Raw genomic sequence first — 15,329 nt, 5'->3', positions numbered from 1 at the left:
GTTCTCGCCGCCATTGTCATCGGATCACTGCCCAAAAGCGCACGGCCCAGTCGGTAGGGCAAGGAAAGGCTCCGGCTATCTCGCACCTGGACTGGTCCCGACCTCGTTGAGAACGCCTTGTGCCTGCAAAGACTGGACGGTGCGCCTGAGGGTCGCGAGGAACAGACGCGCCGGCCGCGACAACGACGAGCTGCGCGAAATCAGGATTTGCGCACTCAACGCCGTCTTCGGCACGAATTTCAGACAGACGATCCCGATCTCTCGTGCGTCGATCAACCAGAACGGGTCGATGACCGAGACGCCGGCCCCCGCGCGCGCGAGGGCGCAGGCGACCGATGACTGGTTGACTTCGATCGCAACCCGGCGCGGCGTTCCCGCCTGGCGGAAGACCTGATCGACCAAGGCGCCGAGCGGCTGACTGCGGCTGAACGAAATCAACGGATAGGGCGCGAGATCGGCCGCCTCGACCACGGTGCGGTCAGCCAGCGGATGGGTTGGGTTGACGACGACGACGAGGTCGGCGGTGCACAGTTCGACGGCCCGCGCGTCGTGCTGGGCGAGCGGCGACAGTGCCAGCCCGAGATCGACCTCGTCGCGCACCACGCTCTGGATGACGCCGGGATTATCGGTCGTCCTGATGGTGATCTGGATGCGCGGCCGCGATGCCTGAAATGCGGCGACCGCCGCAGGCAGGATATTGTTGGCGAGGGTCGCGGTGGCCGCGATCTGGATCGAGCCGACATGGGTATCGCCCATGTCCTCGATCAGCCGGCCGATCCGGTCGACTCCGTCGAAGACCCGCTCCAGCTCGGCGAGAAGGACGCGCGTCTCCGCCGTCGGCTGCAGACGCCCCTGCTTGCGCACGAACATGGGAAAGCCCGCTTCGCGCGAACACTCGCGCAGCATCATGCTCACCGCCGGCTGGGAGATGCCGAGCGCATGGGCCGCCGAGGTCACCGACCCGGAACTCGCCACGGTGTGGACGATCTGCAACTGGCGGATGCTGAGTGACATCAGCTGAGCTTATATAGAATTAAGCTACAGGCAATTGAGCTTATTCCGGCATCGGCCTAGCGTCGCAGGTATGGACGCTGCCCGACCCAAGAGGCCGGCGCCTGAGGAAATGCCGGACCGGACATGAAGATCACCGCGGTCGAGACCTGCGTCGTGGCGCTTCCCTTCGACATGGGCGGGCCGAAGCCCGCCTTTGCCGGCAGGCCCTGGGACCATCTCGAAATCCTGCTGGTGAAGGTCGAGACCGAGGACGGGCTGGTGGGGTGGGGCGAGGCCTTCGGCCACGCGGCCATTCCCGCGACCAGGTCCGCCATCGACACGATCGTAGGCCCGCTGATGATCGGCCGCGATGCCGGCGACATCCAGGGGCTGTCGCGCACCATCCTGCACAGCCTGCATCTGCTCGGGCGCAACGGCTCCTTCGTCTACGGTTATTCCGGCATCGAGATTGCCCTGTGGGATCTCGCGGGCAAGCGCGCCGGCCAGCCGCTCTACCGGCTGCTGGGCGGCCGCGACCGCGGACCCATTCCCGGCTATGCAAGCCTGCTCGCCTACAATGATGATGCCCTGGCGGCGAAGAACACGGCGGCGGCCTGTGCGCGGGGCTATCGCTTCATCAAGCTGCACGAACTCACCCGCTCGGCGGTGCTGGCCTCCCAGGAAGCCGCCGGCGACGTGCCGGTCATGATGGACGTCAATTGCGCCTGGTCACCACCGGTCGCCCGCGCCATGGCGGCCTCGCTCGTCGATGACGGGCTGATGTGGCTCGAGGAGCCGGTCTGGCCGCCCGAGGATGTCGGGAGCCTTGCGAGCGTGCGCGCCTACGGCATTCCGATCGCGGCCGGCGAGAACGTCGCGGGCCTCTTCGGCTTCAAGACCCTGATCGACGCCGATGCCATCGACATCGCCCAGCCGAGCGTCACCAAGGTCGGCGGCATCGCGGAAATGCTCAGGATCTTCGACCTCTGCGAGGCGCATGGGGTCGAGGTCTGTCCCCACAGCCCCTATTTCGGGCCGGGCTTCATCGCCACCCTGCACATCATCCAGGCGCGGATGGAAAGGCCCATGGTCGAGGTGCTCTGGCTCGACATGGAGGCCAATCCCTTCGATCCCTGGGTGAAGGGCGACAAGGGCCTGTTCGCGGTGCCGGAGGGTCCCGGCCTCGGCGCCGATCCGGATCCCGCCATCCTCGCCCGCTACTGCGTCGGCGACATCACCCGCATCGACGGACGGAACCGGCCATGAAAGTCACCAGGGTCGAGACCGAGACGGTCACGCTGACGCTCGCCAGGCCCATCGGCAGCGCGCTCGGCGAACTGCGCGACTTCGGCATGGTGCTGGTGACCATCCACACGGACGAGGGGCTCACCGGCGAGAACCTCGTCTTCACGCTGAACAACCGCAGGACGCCGGTTCTGCGTGCCATGATCGAGGAACTGTCCGACCTGATCGTCGGGCAGGATGCCGGCCTGATCGCCGGCTTCAACGCACGCGCCTGGAAGGACATCAACTTCCTCGGCCACAAGGGCGTGACCGTGATGGGCATCTCGGCCCTCGACGGCGCGCTGTGGGATCTCGCGGGCAAGGCCGCCGGCCTGCCGCTCTATCGCATGCTCGGCGGCGCCCAGTCGCGCGTTCCGGCCTATCATTCCGGCGGGCTCTGGCTGTCCTTGTCGATCGACGCATTGCAGGAGGAGGCAGGCCGCTTCATGGCCGAGGGCTTCACCGCCATGAAGATGCGCCTCGGCCATGCCGATCCCCGCAACGACATCGCAAGGGTTCGGGCGGTCCGCGAGGCGATCGGCCCGCGGGTCAAGCTGATGGCAGATGCCAATCAGGGGCTCAGCGAGCATCAGGCGATCCGGCTGGGACGCATGCTGGAGGAGTATGACCTCACCTGGTTCGAGGAGCCGCTCCCCGCCTGGGATCTCGACGGGCTGGCGCGAGTGTCGGCATCCCTCGACACGCCGATCGCCTCCGGCGAGACGGAATATTCGCGCTATGGCTTCCGCCGCATGCTGGAACTGCGTTCCGCCGACATCCTGATGCCGGATCTGCAGCGCGCCGGCGGCGTCAGTGAATTCATGCGTGTGAGCCAGATGGCGCAAGCCCACGACATCGCGGTGTCCAGCCATCTGTTTCCCGAGACCAGCATCCAGGTGCTCGGCGCCCTCTCCAACGCGATCTTCCTCGAATATATGCCCTGGTTCTCGCCGCTCTACACCGAGCAACTGACCTTCGAGAACGGCGCCGCCGTCGTTCCGGAGCGGCCGGGCTGGGGCTTCACCTTCAACCGCGACTACATCCGCCACCTCAAGGGCTGAAGGCCCGGAAAAGCCCGCGCAGACGGGCATTTCTCACTCAGCGATCGGGAGGATCCCATGGCCATCAATCGGCGTCACTTCACCTTCGGCTCCGCAGGAGCCATCAGTGCCTCGGCGTTCGGGCTCGCGCATCCGGCGATCGCCCAGGCCGAGCCGATCCGCATCGGCTGGCTCGCAGCTCTCACCGGACCGAGCTCCGCACCTGGCGTCGGCTTCAATCGCGGTGTCATCTATGCCGCGGAGGCGATCAACGCGGCCGGCGGCGTCAAGGGTCGCAGGGTAGAGATCATCACCCGCGACACCCAGGGCGACCCGACCAAGGCGGTCAACGCGACCCAGGAACTGATCAGCCAGGCCAAGGTCCATGCCATCTGGGGGCCGACCAATTCCGGCGAGTCGCTGGCCGTCACGCCCATCATGGCCCGTGCCAAGATGCCGAACATCCACCCTTGCGTGGTCGACACCCTGATCGATGAGCGCCGCTTCCCCAACGCCTTCCGCATCTCGCCGTCCAACACCCAGTGGGACGACGCCGTGCGCAACTACTGCCTCGCCATCCTCAAGCTGAAGAAGATCGCCGTCATCGGCGACACGACCGGCTATGGAGTCAGCGCGGTCAATGCCTCCGTCGCCGGCTTCAAAAAGGACGGCGCCGAGGTGGTCTACCAGGCCAATATCGACGCCACCCAGCCGGACATGACGCCCGACATGCTGCGCGCCCGCAATGCCGGCGCCCAGGCGATCGTGGTGTGGAGCGTCTCCACCGGCATGGAGGCGCGCATGATGAACACGCGTGCCGCGATGAACTGGGACGTGCCCTTCGTCGGCCACCCTTCGTTGTCGTCCGGCGAAATCGGCGGCCTGATCGAGAAGCCGGCCAACTGGGATAAGGTCTACGCGATCGGCTACCGCAGCTGCAGCTACGGGGCCGACGGCAAGCTGCCGCCGAAGAACCAGGCGCTCGTCGAACGGCTCGCCGGCAAGGTCAACCTCCAGGACACGCTGCTCTGGTGGGTGGCCTGCGGCATCGATGCGATCGACCTCGTCGCCAAGGCCGTCGAGACGACCGGCTCGTCGTCCAGCGAGGCGATCATCGGCTACTGGAACGGCCTTGCAAAATACGAGGGCTATTTCGGCAACTATTCCTACAGCCCGACCCGGCACAACGGCTATCCCGTGGCGGATGTCGTCATGTCGGCGGCCAGTTCGGCCAAAAACGGTACCTTCGCGCTCGCCCCCGGCTATTCCGGCTGAGCGAGACGCCCAACCAGGGCCGGGCTGCCCCCAGAGCAGCCCGGCTTCGCATGCAGGCCTTCATTCCCGAAAGAATTGACCCATGCTGGCTTCGATCCTCGCCTCGGGCCTCGCGGTTGGGGCGATCTACGCTCTCATCGGGATTGCCTACAACACCATGTTCTCGACCTCGCGGGTCATGAGCTTCACGGCCGGCCAGCTCGGCATGCTGGGAGGCGTCTTCGGCTCGCTGTTCATCCTGCGCATGGGCTTTCCGCCGGTTCTCGGTTTCCTGGCGATGATCGCCTGTTGCGCGCTGGTCGGTGTCATCACCGAGTTCGTGGCCGTCAGGCCGGTGCTGAAGAGCCTCGACCAGCATCTCTATGTGCTGTCCACCCTCGCGCTGGCGCTGATGATCCAGCAGGTGACCGCGATCGAGTGGAGCACCGAGCCGCAGCCTTTCCCGCGGCTGTTCAGTTCGGGCGGCGGCTTCATCGAGGAGAAATTCTGGCTGCCGGTGGCGGCTTGCGCCATCACCATCGTCGGGCTCGAATTCCTCTATCGCAAGACCCTGGTCGGCCGCGCCTTCCTCGCGATTGCCGAGGACAACTTCGCCGCCAGGGCCCTGGGCCTGCCGGAGCGCAACCTGCGCATCGCCAGCTATGCGCTCGCCGGTGCCATCGGAGGCCTCGCGGGATTTGCAGGAGGCCAGTTGCTGCTGGCGTTCTTCGCGAACGGTCCTCTCCTGAACTTCTACGGCTTCGTGCCGGTGGCGCTCGGCGGGCTCGGCAACAATCGCGGCGCCGTCATCGGCGGCCTCGCCCTCGGCATCTTCCAGCAGGCGGCCAACTTCCTGGTCGGCGGCATCTTCTCGTCCGTCGCGGTGTTCAGCCTGTTCATCATCGTGTTGCTGATCGCACCCCAGGGCCTGTTCGGCGGCCAAGCCGCCAGGAGGGTGTGATGGCCGACCTGAGCAAGACGGCCGGCATCGCGCCCGCAGACAAGACCGGCGGATTTGGGAGGGCGCTGCGCGTCGCGCTGCCCTTCATCGCCCTTTTCGGCCTCGCCACGTTCCTGCCGCTGACCGGCAACGAGTACTGGGGCCTGATCGCCACCCGCGCCGCCATCTACTGGATGCTGGTCGCAGGTCTCAACCTGATCGTCGGCTACGCCGGTCAACTGGCGATCGGCTACGTCTCGCTGCTGACGCTCGGGGCCTATACGACCAGCGTGCTGGTCGCCGGCAACGTGACGCCGCCCCTGCCTGTCTTCGCAGCCCTCGCCGCAGCGGGCTGCGTCGGAGCCGTCTTCGGCGTCATCGTCGGCCTGCCGGCGTTGCGGCTGCGGACCTTCTATTTCGCCATGACCACGCTGGGATTTGCGACCATCGTCACCCAGGTGGCGCTGGCCTGGCAGAGCGTCACCGGTGGTGGCATCGGGCTGCCCGGGCCGGAAATGCCCGCACCCTTCGACAATGCCTGGGGCTTCTACTACCTGTGCCTGGGGATCGCGGCCTTCAGCACCTGGATCACCTCAAACATCGCTCATAGCCGGTTCGGTCGGGCTCTCATCGCCGTGCGCGATGCCGACGTCGCGGCCGAGGCGAGCGGTATTTCGAAGGCGCGCCTGCTCATCGCCGTGTTCATGCTGGCGGGCGCACTGGCGGCCATGGCGGGAGGCCTTTTCGCGAGCCTCCAGACCTATATCACGCCCGATGCCTTCACCTTCGAACTGTCCCTGCTGTTCTTCATCGCCGTGCTGATCGGCGGCCGCGGCTCGATCCTCGGGCCCTTGATCGGCACGATCGTGCTGACCATCCTGCCGGAGATCGCCGCGCCCCTGGCGGCCTGGTCGACCTTCCTCTACGCGGTCCTGCTGCTGGTCATCGTCCTCGCCATGCCTGGCGGAATTGCCGCGCTCCTCGACTTCAAGAGCCGCAAGGCGCTGGCGTTCGACCGGACGATCAAGCCGCGACCGGCCCTGTTGGCCCCGCTGCTCGGCCGCAGCGAGGAGCGCACCCCGATCATCCTCACCGACATCGTGCTGAGCTTCGGCGGGGTCCGCGCCATCGACGGAGTCTCCCTTGCGATCGAACCCGGCAAGGTGCACGGCCTGATCGGTCCCAATGGCAGCGGCAAGACGACGACGCTCAATGTGATTTCCGGCTACTACGCGCCGGAAAAGGGCGGCGTCACGCTTGGGCGACCGCTGGAACCGGGGATCCCGGAGACCCGCGCGGGGAGGGGCATCGCCCGGACGTTCCAGACGCCGCGGATCGTCGGCGAAGCGTCCGTCATCGACAACGTGATGATCGGGGCGACGATCCAGGGCGAGGCGACCTTCATGGAGACGCTGTTCTCGCTGCCCCGGCACCGGGCCGACGAGGGGCGGCTGCGTGAAGCCGCCATGACCGCGCTCGCCGCCGTCGGGCTGGAGGCGCTGGCCGATGTCCGCGCCGACCGCCTGCAGCACAGCGAGTTGCGCTTCGTCGAGATTGCCCGGGCTCTCATCCTCAGGCCGGCCTTCCTGATGCTCGACGAGCCGGCCGCCGGCCTCTCGGTGTCGGAGATCGAACGCCTCGCGGCCCTCATCAAGGCCATCAGCCGCCAGGGCACCGGCGTTCTCCTCGTCGAGCACCATGCCGACCTGATCTTCGACATCTGCGACCATGTCACGGTCCTGAACCTCGGCCGGGTGCTGGCCGCCGGAACGCCGTCGGAAATTCGCGTGCACAAGGAGGTCGTCAGTGCCTATCTCGGAGGCTGAACCTCTGCTGGACGTCCGCGCGCTTCAGGCGGGCTACGGCAAGATCAACGTGCTGCACGACCTGACCCTGACTGTCGGTGCGGGCGAGGTGGTGGCCCTGCTCGGCCCGAACGGTGCCGGCAAGACGACGCTGCTCCGCGCCATATCCGGGCTCCTGCCATGGGGCGCCGGCGACGTCCGCTTCGGCGGGGCCAGTCTTCGCGGCGTCGGCCCGCGCGAGACGGCGCGCGGTGGCCTGGTCCACGTGGTGGAAGGGCATCGGGTGTTCACCCAGCAGACCGTGACGGACAACCTGTTGCTCGCCGCCTATGACATCCCGCGCGCCGAGCGGATGGCGCGCGTCGAGGAAGCGCTCGACTATTTCCCGGAGATCGCGGCGAAGCGGAACGATCGCGGCGGCTCGCTGAGCGGCGGCCAGCAACAGATGCTCGCCGTTGCACAGGGGCTGGTGCGCCGCCCCAGGCTCCTGATGCTCGACGAGCCGTCCGCCGGTCTGTCGCCCGTGCTCGTCGACCGGGTTCTGGCCGTGGTCTCGACGCTGCGCGACAACGGCACGGCGGTCCTGCTGGTCGAGCAGTTGATCGAGAAGGTCCTCGCGATCGCCGACCGCGTCTATGCGGTGGCGCAGGGCAGTGTGGTGCTGGAGGCGAAGGCCAGCGAGCCGGACCTTCCGCGCCGCCTGGAGCGCGCCTATTTCGGAGTTGAGAAAGCCGTTCCCGCCGAAACCTGAATATGCGCCAACCGCTGATGTTACGGCTCGTGCACGCCGTGGTGCTGAGCCGGGCAGCAGTCCAAAGACGTTCAAATGCGGCGTGGCTTGTTCTGCTTAGTGCCACTAACGCGGACATTGGCTTCGGGACCTTATCCAGATATCCCGTTCCGCAAGGCGCTCGGCGATTGTCGGAGCACTCGTTATGTCCGATGCGCGCCGATCGCTTGTGGGATTGCTGCGCCCTTCACCGGGTCTGACAGGTCAGCGCCCCGTCCACGGGCAACAAGACCCCAGAAATGTACTTTGCCTCGTCCGAGGCTAGGAACAGCGATGCGTGAGCCACGTCCCAGGCGGTTCCCATCTTGCCCATGGGCACCATGGCATCACGCTTGGCGATCATGTCGTCGACCGATGCATAGACATGCCTGTATGGCTCGACGATCATCGGGGTGTTCATGAGCCCTGGCAGCACAGCATTGCAGCGAATGCCCTTTGGGGCGTACTCGACCGCGACGGCGCGGGTGAAATGATTCACGGCGGCCTTGGATGAGTAGTACGAAATCATCGGCACGTTGATGGTGGTGATCGAGGCGACGGAGGAGACGTTGACGATGGCGCCTCCGCCCTGCCGCACCATCTCGGGCAGGACGCGCCTGCAGGTGAGGAAGAACCCCTTGAGGTTTACGTCCATCACCCGGTCCCAGCTCGCTTCGTCGATTGCCTCGGGTCCGCCGGGCTCGGCGATTCCGACATTGTTCTGGAGGATGTCGATGCGTCCGTAACGGGCGATGACGTCGGCCACCGCCGCGTCGATGTCGGCCGCCGAGGTGATGTCCGCCCGCAGCGCCTCTGCCTTGCCGCCCTCCTCGGAGATGATGGCGGCGGTCCGCCCGGCGGAGCCCAGGTCGCGGTCGACGCAGATGACAGTGGCGCCCTCGCGGGCGAACAGCACTGCCGTCGCCTTGCCGTTGCCCCAGCCCTCGCCGATGCAGCCGGCCCCCATGACGAAGGCGATCTTGCCCTTCAGCCGTTCTCCCATCGACGCCATCTCCTCACGCCTTCTCGTAGATCGTGACGACCGCGGCGCCGCCCAGGCCGAGATTGTGCTGGAGTGCGAGGCTTGCGCCTTCCACCTGTCGCGCATCGGCGGTGCCGCGCAGCTGGTGGGTCAGTTCGTAGCACTGGGCAAGACCGGTCGCACCGAGCGGATGGCCCTTGGAGAGCAGGCCTCCGGACGGGTTCGTGACGTAGCGGCCGCCATAGGTGTTGTCGCCGTCGACGACGAACTTCTCGGCTTCTCCCTCGCCGCACAAGCCCAGCGCCTCGTAGCTGATCAGCTCGTTCTGGGCGAAGCAGTCGTGCAGCTCGACCACCTTGATGTCTTCCGGCCCGATCCCGGCCGCCGCATAGGCCTTCTGTGCCGCCTCTTTCGCCATGTCGAAGCCGACCACGCGCATCATGTCACGGGCCTCGAACGTGCTCGGCCGGTCGGTGGTCATGGCCTGGGCCCGGATGCGCACCGTCGTGTCGATGCCGTGCCTCCTGGCGAAACTCTCCGAGACCAGCACGGCGGCGGCGGCGCCGCAGGTCGGCGGGCAGGCCATGGAGCGGGTCATGACGCCCTCCCAGATGACCGGGGCCTGCATTACGTCGCCTTCGGTCAATTCCTTGCGGAACAGGGCCAGCGGGTTCCTGGCAGCGTGGCGGCTCGCCTTGGCACGCACCTTGGCGAAGGTCTCCATGCTCGTGCCGTAGCGATCCATGTGCTCCTTGCCGGCGCCGCAGAAGTAACGGATCGCCAGCGGGATCTCCTCGCGTCCCACCAGGTCGTCGGTGACCTTGTCGAACTCCTCAAAGGGGGAGGGGCGGTCCTCGAAGATGGAACCGAGCGCGCCGGGACGCATCTGCTCGAAGCCCACGGCCAGCACGCAGTCTGCCGCGCCGCTCTCGATGGACTGGCGGGCGAGATAGAGCGCCGTGGAGCCGGTCGAACAGTTGTTGTTGACATTGACGATCGGGATGCCCGTCATCCCTACCCGGTAGAGCACCTTCTGGCCCGCGGTGGAGTCGCCGTAGACGTAGCCGGCATAGGCCTGCTCGATGGCTTCGTAGCTAAGGCCGGCATCCTTCAGCGCCAGCTTCACCGCTTCCTCGCCCATGGTGTCATAGGGCGCGGAGGCGCCCGGCTTCGCGAAGGGGATCATGCCGACGCCGGCGACGATGGTCGTCATATCGCGCTCCTTTGCTCTGTTGGCGCTGCGCTCAGGCAGCTGTTTCACTGGCGAGAAGGGCTCGCAGCTCCGTCTTCAGGATCTTGCCGTAGTTGCTCTTCGGCAGGTTGGGCAGGAACCGGTAGATCTTGGGACGCTTGAACCGCGCCATGTTGTCGATGCAGAAGGCGTCAAGCTCCTCCACCGTCACCGGATCGGAGGCTGAAACGAAGGCCACCACCTCCTCACCCCAGTCGGGATGGCGTCGGCCGATGACGCTGACCTCGGTGATGGCAGGGTGGCGAAGCAGAACCTCCTCCACCTCGCGCGGGTAGATGTTCGAGCCGCCCGAGATGATCACGTCCTTGGAGCGGTCCTTGAGCGACAGGAAGCCGTGGGCGTCGAAGGTGCCGACGTCCCCGGTCCAGAGCCAGCCGTCGCGCAGCGCCGATGCGGTTGCCGCGGCATTGTTCCAGTAGCCGGCCATGACCACGTCGCCGGCGACGATGACCTCGCCGGCCTCGCCGGGGGGAAGGTCACGCCCATCGGCATCGACGACGCGCACGGCGACACCCGTGCGCGGGATGCCGACGGACGACAGGCGCGCGTCCAGCTGACCGTCACCGGTGTCGAGATGCATGTGCGGCGGCAGGTAGCTGATGGTGCAGGGCGCTTCCCCCTGGCCATAGGCCTGCCAGAGCCGGGGGCCGAGCAGGCCGAGGGCGCGCTTCAGGTCCTCGAGGTACATCGGCGCGCCGCCGTAGAAGATATGGTCGAGGTTCTCCACCTTCATGTCTCCCATGGCGGGCGACGTGACAAGCCGATTGACCATGGTCGGCGCGGCGAAGAAGGAACTGCCGGGATAGTGGTTGATCAGCTCGACGATTTCATCGGGCGAAAAGCCACCGCTCTCCGGAACCACATTGGCCGCGCCGCGCACGATATGCGCGAGCGAGAGGAGGCCGGCGCCATGCGAGAGCGGTGCCGGATACAGCGAGGCATCCGTCTCCTCGACCGGACCGATGTCCGCGAGGAAGCTCAGCGTCATGGCGTAGAGGTTGCGATGGGTCAGCATCGCGCCCTTCGGATAGCCGGTCGTGCCGCTGGTGTAGAACAGCCAGGCGATGTCGTCCGGGGCGGCGGTGGCGGGCTGCAGTGTGTCGGGAGGCGTCGAGACCATGGCGGCGTAAGCGTCGCCGTCAACATCCACCACATCGCCGGGCTGCGACAGACCCCCTTCGATGTCGGTGAACAGCACTGATGCCGCGCAATTGTCGAGGATGTAGGCGAGCTCCTTCGCATGCAGCTTGGCGTTGATCGGCGCCACCGTCACTCCTGCGAACCAGGCACCGAACAGTATCTCGAAATATTCGGGACGGTTGGAAAGGAACACGCCGATCCTCGCCCCGGGCTTGAGACCTCGGCGGCGGAGCGCCGTGCCGAGCGAGGCGCTGCGTGAGAGAAAGGCGCCGTAGCTGTGGACCGGTTCGCGGCCGCGGCAGAGCGCGGGGCGATCGGCGAAGGCCCTGGCTGCATTGGCGAGAACCATGGCGATGTTCATCGGTTTCTCCCGTTCGCTGCGGTGCTCTAGATGGCCCGCTCGCGCCCTTTCCAGAAGGTCTCGCGGATGTCCTTCTTGCGTACCTTGCCCACGGGGCTGCGCGGCAGGCTGTCCCAGAACTCGATCGACTTCGGAGCCTTGACGCTTCCCAGCCTGGCCTTGCACAGCGCGATGATCTCGTCGGCCGTGATGCTCGCACCGGGCTTAAGTTCGATCACGGCCTTGACCGCCTCGCCCCACTTGTCGTCGGGAACGCCGATCACGGCGCAATCCTGGACGGCCGGATGGCCCCAGATGACCTGCTCGATCTCGCTCGGATAGACGTTGAAGCCGCCCGAGATGATCATGTCCTTCTTGCGATCGACGATGTAGACGAAGCCATCTTCGTCCCTGAAGCCGATGTCGCCGGTGTGGTGCCAGCCGAAAGCGGAGACCTCCCTCGTCGCATCCGGGTTCTTGTAGTAGCCTGGCATGACGAGATTGCCGCGCACGACGATCTCGCCACGCTCGCCCGCCGGCATGAGCTTGCCGTCATCGTCCATGATGGCGACCGGGGTCATGAAAGTGGGCCGTCCGCAGCTCGCCAGGCGCTTTTCCTTCTGCCGATCGCCGATGACGAGATGGTCCTGCGGAGACAGGAAGGTGCAGAGCATCGGTGCCTCCGCCTGGCCGAAGGACTGGGTCATGACCGGGCCGAAGACGTCCAGGCATTCCTTCAGCTTGTCGACCGACATCGGCGCGGCGGCGTAGATGAAATGGTCCAGCGAGGAGAAGTCATGGTCCTTCAGGCCCGGATGGCCGAGTAGGACGTAGATGGCGGTGGGCGGCAGGAAGAGATGGGTGACCCGCTCGGTCTCGATGGCGGTCACCACCTTGTCCGCGTCGAAGCCCGGCAGGATCACCTGCGTGGCCCCCGCCGCCATCAGGATGATGCCGACGATGCCGGCCGCGTGGGTCATGGGCGCCACCACCAGGTGCACCGGCGGCTTGCCGACGGGCATGGCGGTGAAGAAGTTGGCGATCATCGTCTCCCAGACGAGATGGGTCCAGACGACGCCCTTGGGCCGTCCGGTCGTGCCTCCGGACGAGACGATGGAGATGGTCGCGTCCCGGTCCTCGGGAATGTCCGGATCAGTTTCCGGAGCCTCGGCGATCCAGCCCTCCAGGAACGGCGCGTCGGCGCCCGCCCGGTCGATGCAGACGTAGGAGCGGATCTTCGGGCAGTCCTTGCGGAAGACCTCGACGTTGGCCTCGAATTCGCTGTGGTAGAACAGGACCTCGACGTCGCAATTGTCGAGGATATAGGCGTTTTCAACGGCGGTGTTGCGGGCGTTGATCGGCACCCAGACCTGTGAACCCCGGACGATGCCGAGAATGCACTCGAAGGCGACCGCTCCGTTTGGGCTGTAGACCGCAGCCTTCTGGCCGGGCGCGAAGCCCGCCGCCGCCAGCGCATTAGCGATGCGATAGCTGCGGCGCTGAACGTCGCCATAGCTGCGGGAGACGGTCGCATCCTTCAGGCAGGTACGCGTCGGGTCCAGGGCCACGCCGCGGTCGAAGAAGTCGATCAGACGCATGGGCTTCCTCTCAACGCTCGAGGATGGTGATGCAGGCGGCGGCTTCCTCGTAGCGATGGAAGCCGCCGCCGTTTTCGGCGATGGCGTGGCGGGCGCCGTCGACCTGGCGCGGACCGGCCTCGCCGCGGAGCTGCATGACCAGCTCGTAGACCTGGGCAAGACCGGTCGCGCCGATGGGGTGACCGCGGGATTCCAGCCCGCCCGACGTATTGATCGGAATCCGCCCGCCGAGTGCCGTGTCACCGTTCCTGACGAGGCGGGCCCCGTCGCCGATGTCCGAGAATCCAAGCAGTTCGGCCTGGTGCAGCTCAGCGAAGGCGCTGGCGTCGTGGACTTCCGCCACCGACATGTCGACCGGACCGACACCGGCGCTCTCGTAAGCCCTGTTGGCGGCCAGGCGGCACAGGTGATGATCGAGGTCGTCTGCCTCGCGGTCCGAGCCCGAGCCGATGACCGAGGCGGCGATGCGGATGGCGCGCGTGGCGCCGAGCTCGCGCGCCTTGGCCGCGGAACAGACGATGGCTGCGGCCGCGCCATCGCTGATCGGCGCGCACATCGGCAGCGTCAGAGGCCAGGACACCTCGCGCGCCGCCAGCACGTCGTCGGCGGTCATCGCGTCCTGATACTGGGCCTTCGGATTGAGAGCGGAATGGCGGTGGTTCTTGGCGGACACCTCGGCGATGTCGCGCTGCGTCGTGCCGAACCTGTGCATGTGGTAACGCGCGAGCGCCGCATAGACGTCCATGAAGACACTGCGCTTGCCGCTGTTCTGGCCCGCGCCCGCCGGCAAGGGAAGATCCTTGCCGAGCGCCGCGAGGCGGCTCACGCTGGCGTCCACGTCGTGTACGTCCCAGGCGCCGTCGAAGATGGCGAAGGATTTGGCGCGATCGGCGGCGTTCATCTTCTCAGCGCCCAGCGCCAGCGCGATATCGCCCTGGCCGGAGGCGATGAAGGCGAAGGCGGCGTTGAGCGCCGTCGATGCGCTGGCGCAGGCGTTCTCGATGTTCATGACCGGAATGTGCTCGAAGCCCAGGGCCCTCAGCACGAGCTGTCCGCGCACGAGATGCTGGCCTTCGACCACGCCCTGCGCCGTGTTGGCGAAGAAGGCGGCCTGGACGTCACTACGCCCGATGCCTGCATCGCTCAGTGCCTCCTCGACCGCCGGGCGCGCGATGGCCTCGAGTCGGGAGTCCAGATAGCGCCCGAAGCGCGTCATCCCGATCCCGATGATGTAGACGTCGGCCATGTCCCGATCCTAGACGCTGATGAGAGTTTCGATGCGGGCCCGGTCTGCCTGCAGTTCGGCTGTGGTGCCGGACCAGACGACCCGGCCGTTGTCGATGACGAACTGGCGGCGCGCGAGCTTGAGGGGAACCTTCAGGTTCTGCTCGACCAGCAGGATCGCAATGCCTTCGGTGTTGATCACCCGGATGGCCTCGACGAGCTGGTCGACGATGAGCGGCGCGAGGCCCTCGGTCGGCTCGTCGAGGAGCAGGACCTCGGGATTGGTCAGGAGACCGCGGCCGAGGGCCAGCATCTGCTGTTCGCCGCCGGACAGCGTATCGCCGCCCTGGCTCGCGCGCTCCTCGAGGCGGGGGAACAGGCCGTAGATGCGCTCCAGCGTCCAAGGGCCGGTGCGTCCCATGACGGTCGCGATCCGCAGGTTCTCCTCAACCGTCAGGTTGGGAAAGATCCGCCGGTTCTCCGGCACGAAGGCGATGCCGAGGCGCCCCAGCTCGTGGGGCTTGAGCGCGGTCACGTCGCGGTCGTCGAACATGCGCCGGCCGGAGCTGACGTTGCCCCCAGTTTCTATCCAGCCTTGAGTTCGTCCCGGCGGTTGGTTTGGCCCTCTCGGGCGGGTTGAGCGGCGTGGGCAGACGCGGAGCTATTCACGTTGCGTAGCGTCTGATCCCGCCGCGGGTGGAACGTCGC

At 66.6% G+C, this 15,329-nt stretch carries 13 protein-coding genes and 1 pseudogene; 6 read left to right on the top strand and 8 right to left on the bottom strand.

Annotated elements, in window-relative coordinates:
- Positions 1 to 75 precede the first annotated feature (75 nt).
- The gene (locus ACT6XY_RS07205) at positions 76 to 957 is read right to left on the bottom strand and encodes a LysR family transcriptional regulator (RefSeq protein WP_444747655.1); all 882 of its coding nucleotides are present in this window, start codon (positions 955 to 957) and stop codon (positions 76 to 78) included.
- A gap of 180 nt (positions 958 to 1,137) precedes the next feature.
- On the opposite strand from ACT6XY_RS07205, the gene ACT6XY_RS07200 reads away from it, so the two are divergent.
- From ACT6XY_RS07200 to ACT6XY_RS07175, 6 genes are all read left to right on the top strand, one after another.
- Positions 1,138 to 2,259, top strand: a complete 1,122-nt coding sequence (locus ACT6XY_RS07200) for a mandelate racemase/muconate lactonizing enzyme family protein (protein ID WP_444747654.1) — start codon at positions 1,138 to 1,140, stop codon at positions 2,257 to 2,259.
- Positions 2,256 to 3,338, top strand: a complete 1,083-nt coding sequence (locus tag ACT6XY_RS07195) for a mandelate racemase/muconate lactonizing enzyme family protein (protein WP_444747653.1) — start codon at positions 2,256 to 2,258, stop codon at positions 3,336 to 3,338. The genes ACT6XY_RS07200 and ACT6XY_RS07195 overlap by 4 nt, the downstream gene beginning before the upstream one ends.
- A gap of 57 nt (positions 3,339 to 3,395) precedes the next feature.
- Positions 3,396 to 4,592, top strand: a complete 1,197-nt coding sequence (locus ACT6XY_RS07190) for an ABC transporter substrate-binding protein (protein WP_444747652.1) — start codon at positions 3,396 to 3,398, stop codon at positions 4,590 to 4,592.
- 82 nt (positions 4,593 to 4,674) lie between these two features.
- On the top strand, positions 4,675 to 5,532 hold the full coding sequence (locus tag ACT6XY_RS07185; protein WP_444747651.1) for a branched-chain amino acid ABC transporter permease: 858 nt from the start codon (positions 4,675 to 4,677) through the stop codon (positions 5,530 to 5,532).
- Positions 5,532 to 7,337, top strand: coding sequence for a branched-chain amino acid ABC transporter ATP-binding protein/permease (locus ACT6XY_RS07180; protein ID WP_444747650.1), 1,806 nt, complete (start codon positions 5,532 to 5,534; stop codon positions 7,335 to 7,337). Before ACT6XY_RS07185 ends, ACT6XY_RS07180 begins: the two co-directional genes overlap by 1 nt.
- Entirely contained in the window at positions 7,318 to 8,067 is a 750-nt protein-coding gene (locus ACT6XY_RS07175) for an ABC transporter ATP-binding protein (protein WP_444747649.1), read from the top strand. Before ACT6XY_RS07180 ends, ACT6XY_RS07175 begins: the two co-directional genes overlap by 20 nt.
- A gap of 226 nt (positions 8,068 to 8,293) precedes the next feature.
- Here the strand turns inward: ACT6XY_RS07175 and ACT6XY_RS07170 are convergent, their stop codons facing one another.
- The 7 genes and pseudogenes from ACT6XY_RS07170 to ACT6XY_RS07140 all read right to left on the bottom strand — a co-directional run.
- Positions 8,294 to 9,088, bottom strand: a complete 795-nt coding sequence (locus ACT6XY_RS07170) for an SDR family NAD(P)-dependent oxidoreductase (RefSeq protein WP_444747648.1) — start codon at positions 9,086 to 9,088, stop codon at positions 8,294 to 8,296.
- 13 nt (positions 9,089 to 9,101) lie between these two features.
- Positions 9,102 to 10,280 (bottom strand): lipid-transfer protein, encoded by a 1,179-nt coding sequence (locus tag ACT6XY_RS07165; protein ID WP_444747647.1) that lies wholly within the window; start codon positions 10,278 to 10,280, stop codon positions 9,102 to 9,104.
- 31 nt (positions 10,281 to 10,311) lie between these two features.
- Entirely contained in the window at positions 10,312 to 11,820 is a 1,509-nt protein-coding gene (locus tag ACT6XY_RS07160) for a class I adenylate-forming enzyme family protein (RefSeq protein WP_444747646.1), read from the bottom strand.
- Positions 11,821 to 11,846: 26 nt separating this feature from the next.
- Complete coding sequence (locus ACT6XY_RS07155) at positions 11,847 to 13,397, bottom strand: AMP-binding protein (RefSeq protein ID WP_444747645.1); 1,551 nt, start codon at positions 13,395 to 13,397, stop codon at positions 11,847 to 11,849.
- Positions 13,398 to 13,407: 10 nt separating this feature from the next.
- Positions 13,408 to 14,643, bottom strand: a complete 1,236-nt coding sequence (locus tag ACT6XY_RS07150) for a thiolase family protein (protein ID WP_444747644.1) — start codon at positions 14,641 to 14,643, stop codon at positions 13,408 to 13,410.
- A gap of 9 nt (positions 14,644 to 14,652) precedes the next feature.
- Positions 14,653 to 15,210, bottom strand: coding sequence for an ABC transporter ATP-binding protein (locus ACT6XY_RS07145; protein ID WP_444747691.1), 558 nt, complete (start codon positions 15,208 to 15,210; stop codon positions 14,653 to 14,655).
- Positions 15,207 to 15,329 (bottom strand): annotated as a pseudogene (locus ACT6XY_RS07140) (IS3 family transposase); the annotation flags it as partial. The pseudogene ACT6XY_RS07140 and the gene ACT6XY_RS07145, both read right to left, overlap by 4 nt.

The organism is Phreatobacter sp. (assembly GCF_052440005.1).
GTDB lineage: Bacteria > Pseudomonadota > Alphaproteobacteria > Rhizobiales > Phreatobacteraceae > Phreatobacter.
This window is presented reverse-complemented; position numbering and strand designations above follow the sequence as displayed.

Bases quoted from the DNA above. Each gene is read 5' to 3' on its own strand.
- ACT6XY_RS07165 (WP_444747647.1), bottom strand. From the start codon at position 10,280: ATGACGACCATCGTCGCCGGCGTCGGCATGATCCCCTTCGCGAAGCCG.
- ACT6XY_RS07150 (WP_444747644.1), bottom strand. From the start codon at position 14,643: ATGGCCGACGTCTACATCATCGGGATCGGGATGACGCGCTTCGGGCGC.
- ACT6XY_RS07200 (WP_444747654.1), top strand. From the start codon at position 1,138: ATGAAGATCACCGCGGTCGAGACCTGCGTCGTGGCGCTTCCCTTCGAC.
- ACT6XY_RS07195 (WP_444747653.1), top strand. From the start codon at position 2,256: ATGAAAGTCACCAGGGTCGAGACCGAGACGGTCACGCTGACGCTCGCC.
- ACT6XY_RS07185 (WP_444747651.1), top strand. From the start codon at position 4,675: ATGCTGGCTTCGATCCTCGCCTCGGGCCTCGCGGTTGGGGCGATCTAC.
- ACT6XY_RS07155 (WP_444747645.1), bottom strand. From the start codon at position 13,397: ATGCGTCTGATCGACTTCTTCGACCGCGGCGTGGCCCTGGACCCGACG.
- ACT6XY_RS07190 (WP_444747652.1), top strand. From the start codon at position 3,396: ATGGCCATCAATCGGCGTCACTTCACCTTCGGCTCCGCAGGAGCCATC.
- ACT6XY_RS07160 (WP_444747646.1), bottom strand. From the start codon at position 11,820: ATGAACATCGCCATGGTTCTCGCCAATGCAGCCAGGGCCTTCGCCGAT.
- ACT6XY_RS07170 (WP_444747648.1), bottom strand. From the start codon at position 9,088: ATGGGAGAACGGCTGAAGGGCAAGATCGCCTTCGTCATGGGGGCCGGC.
- ACT6XY_RS07180 (WP_444747650.1), top strand. From the start codon at position 5,532: ATGGCCGACCTGAGCAAGACGGCCGGCATCGCGCCCGCAGACAAGACC.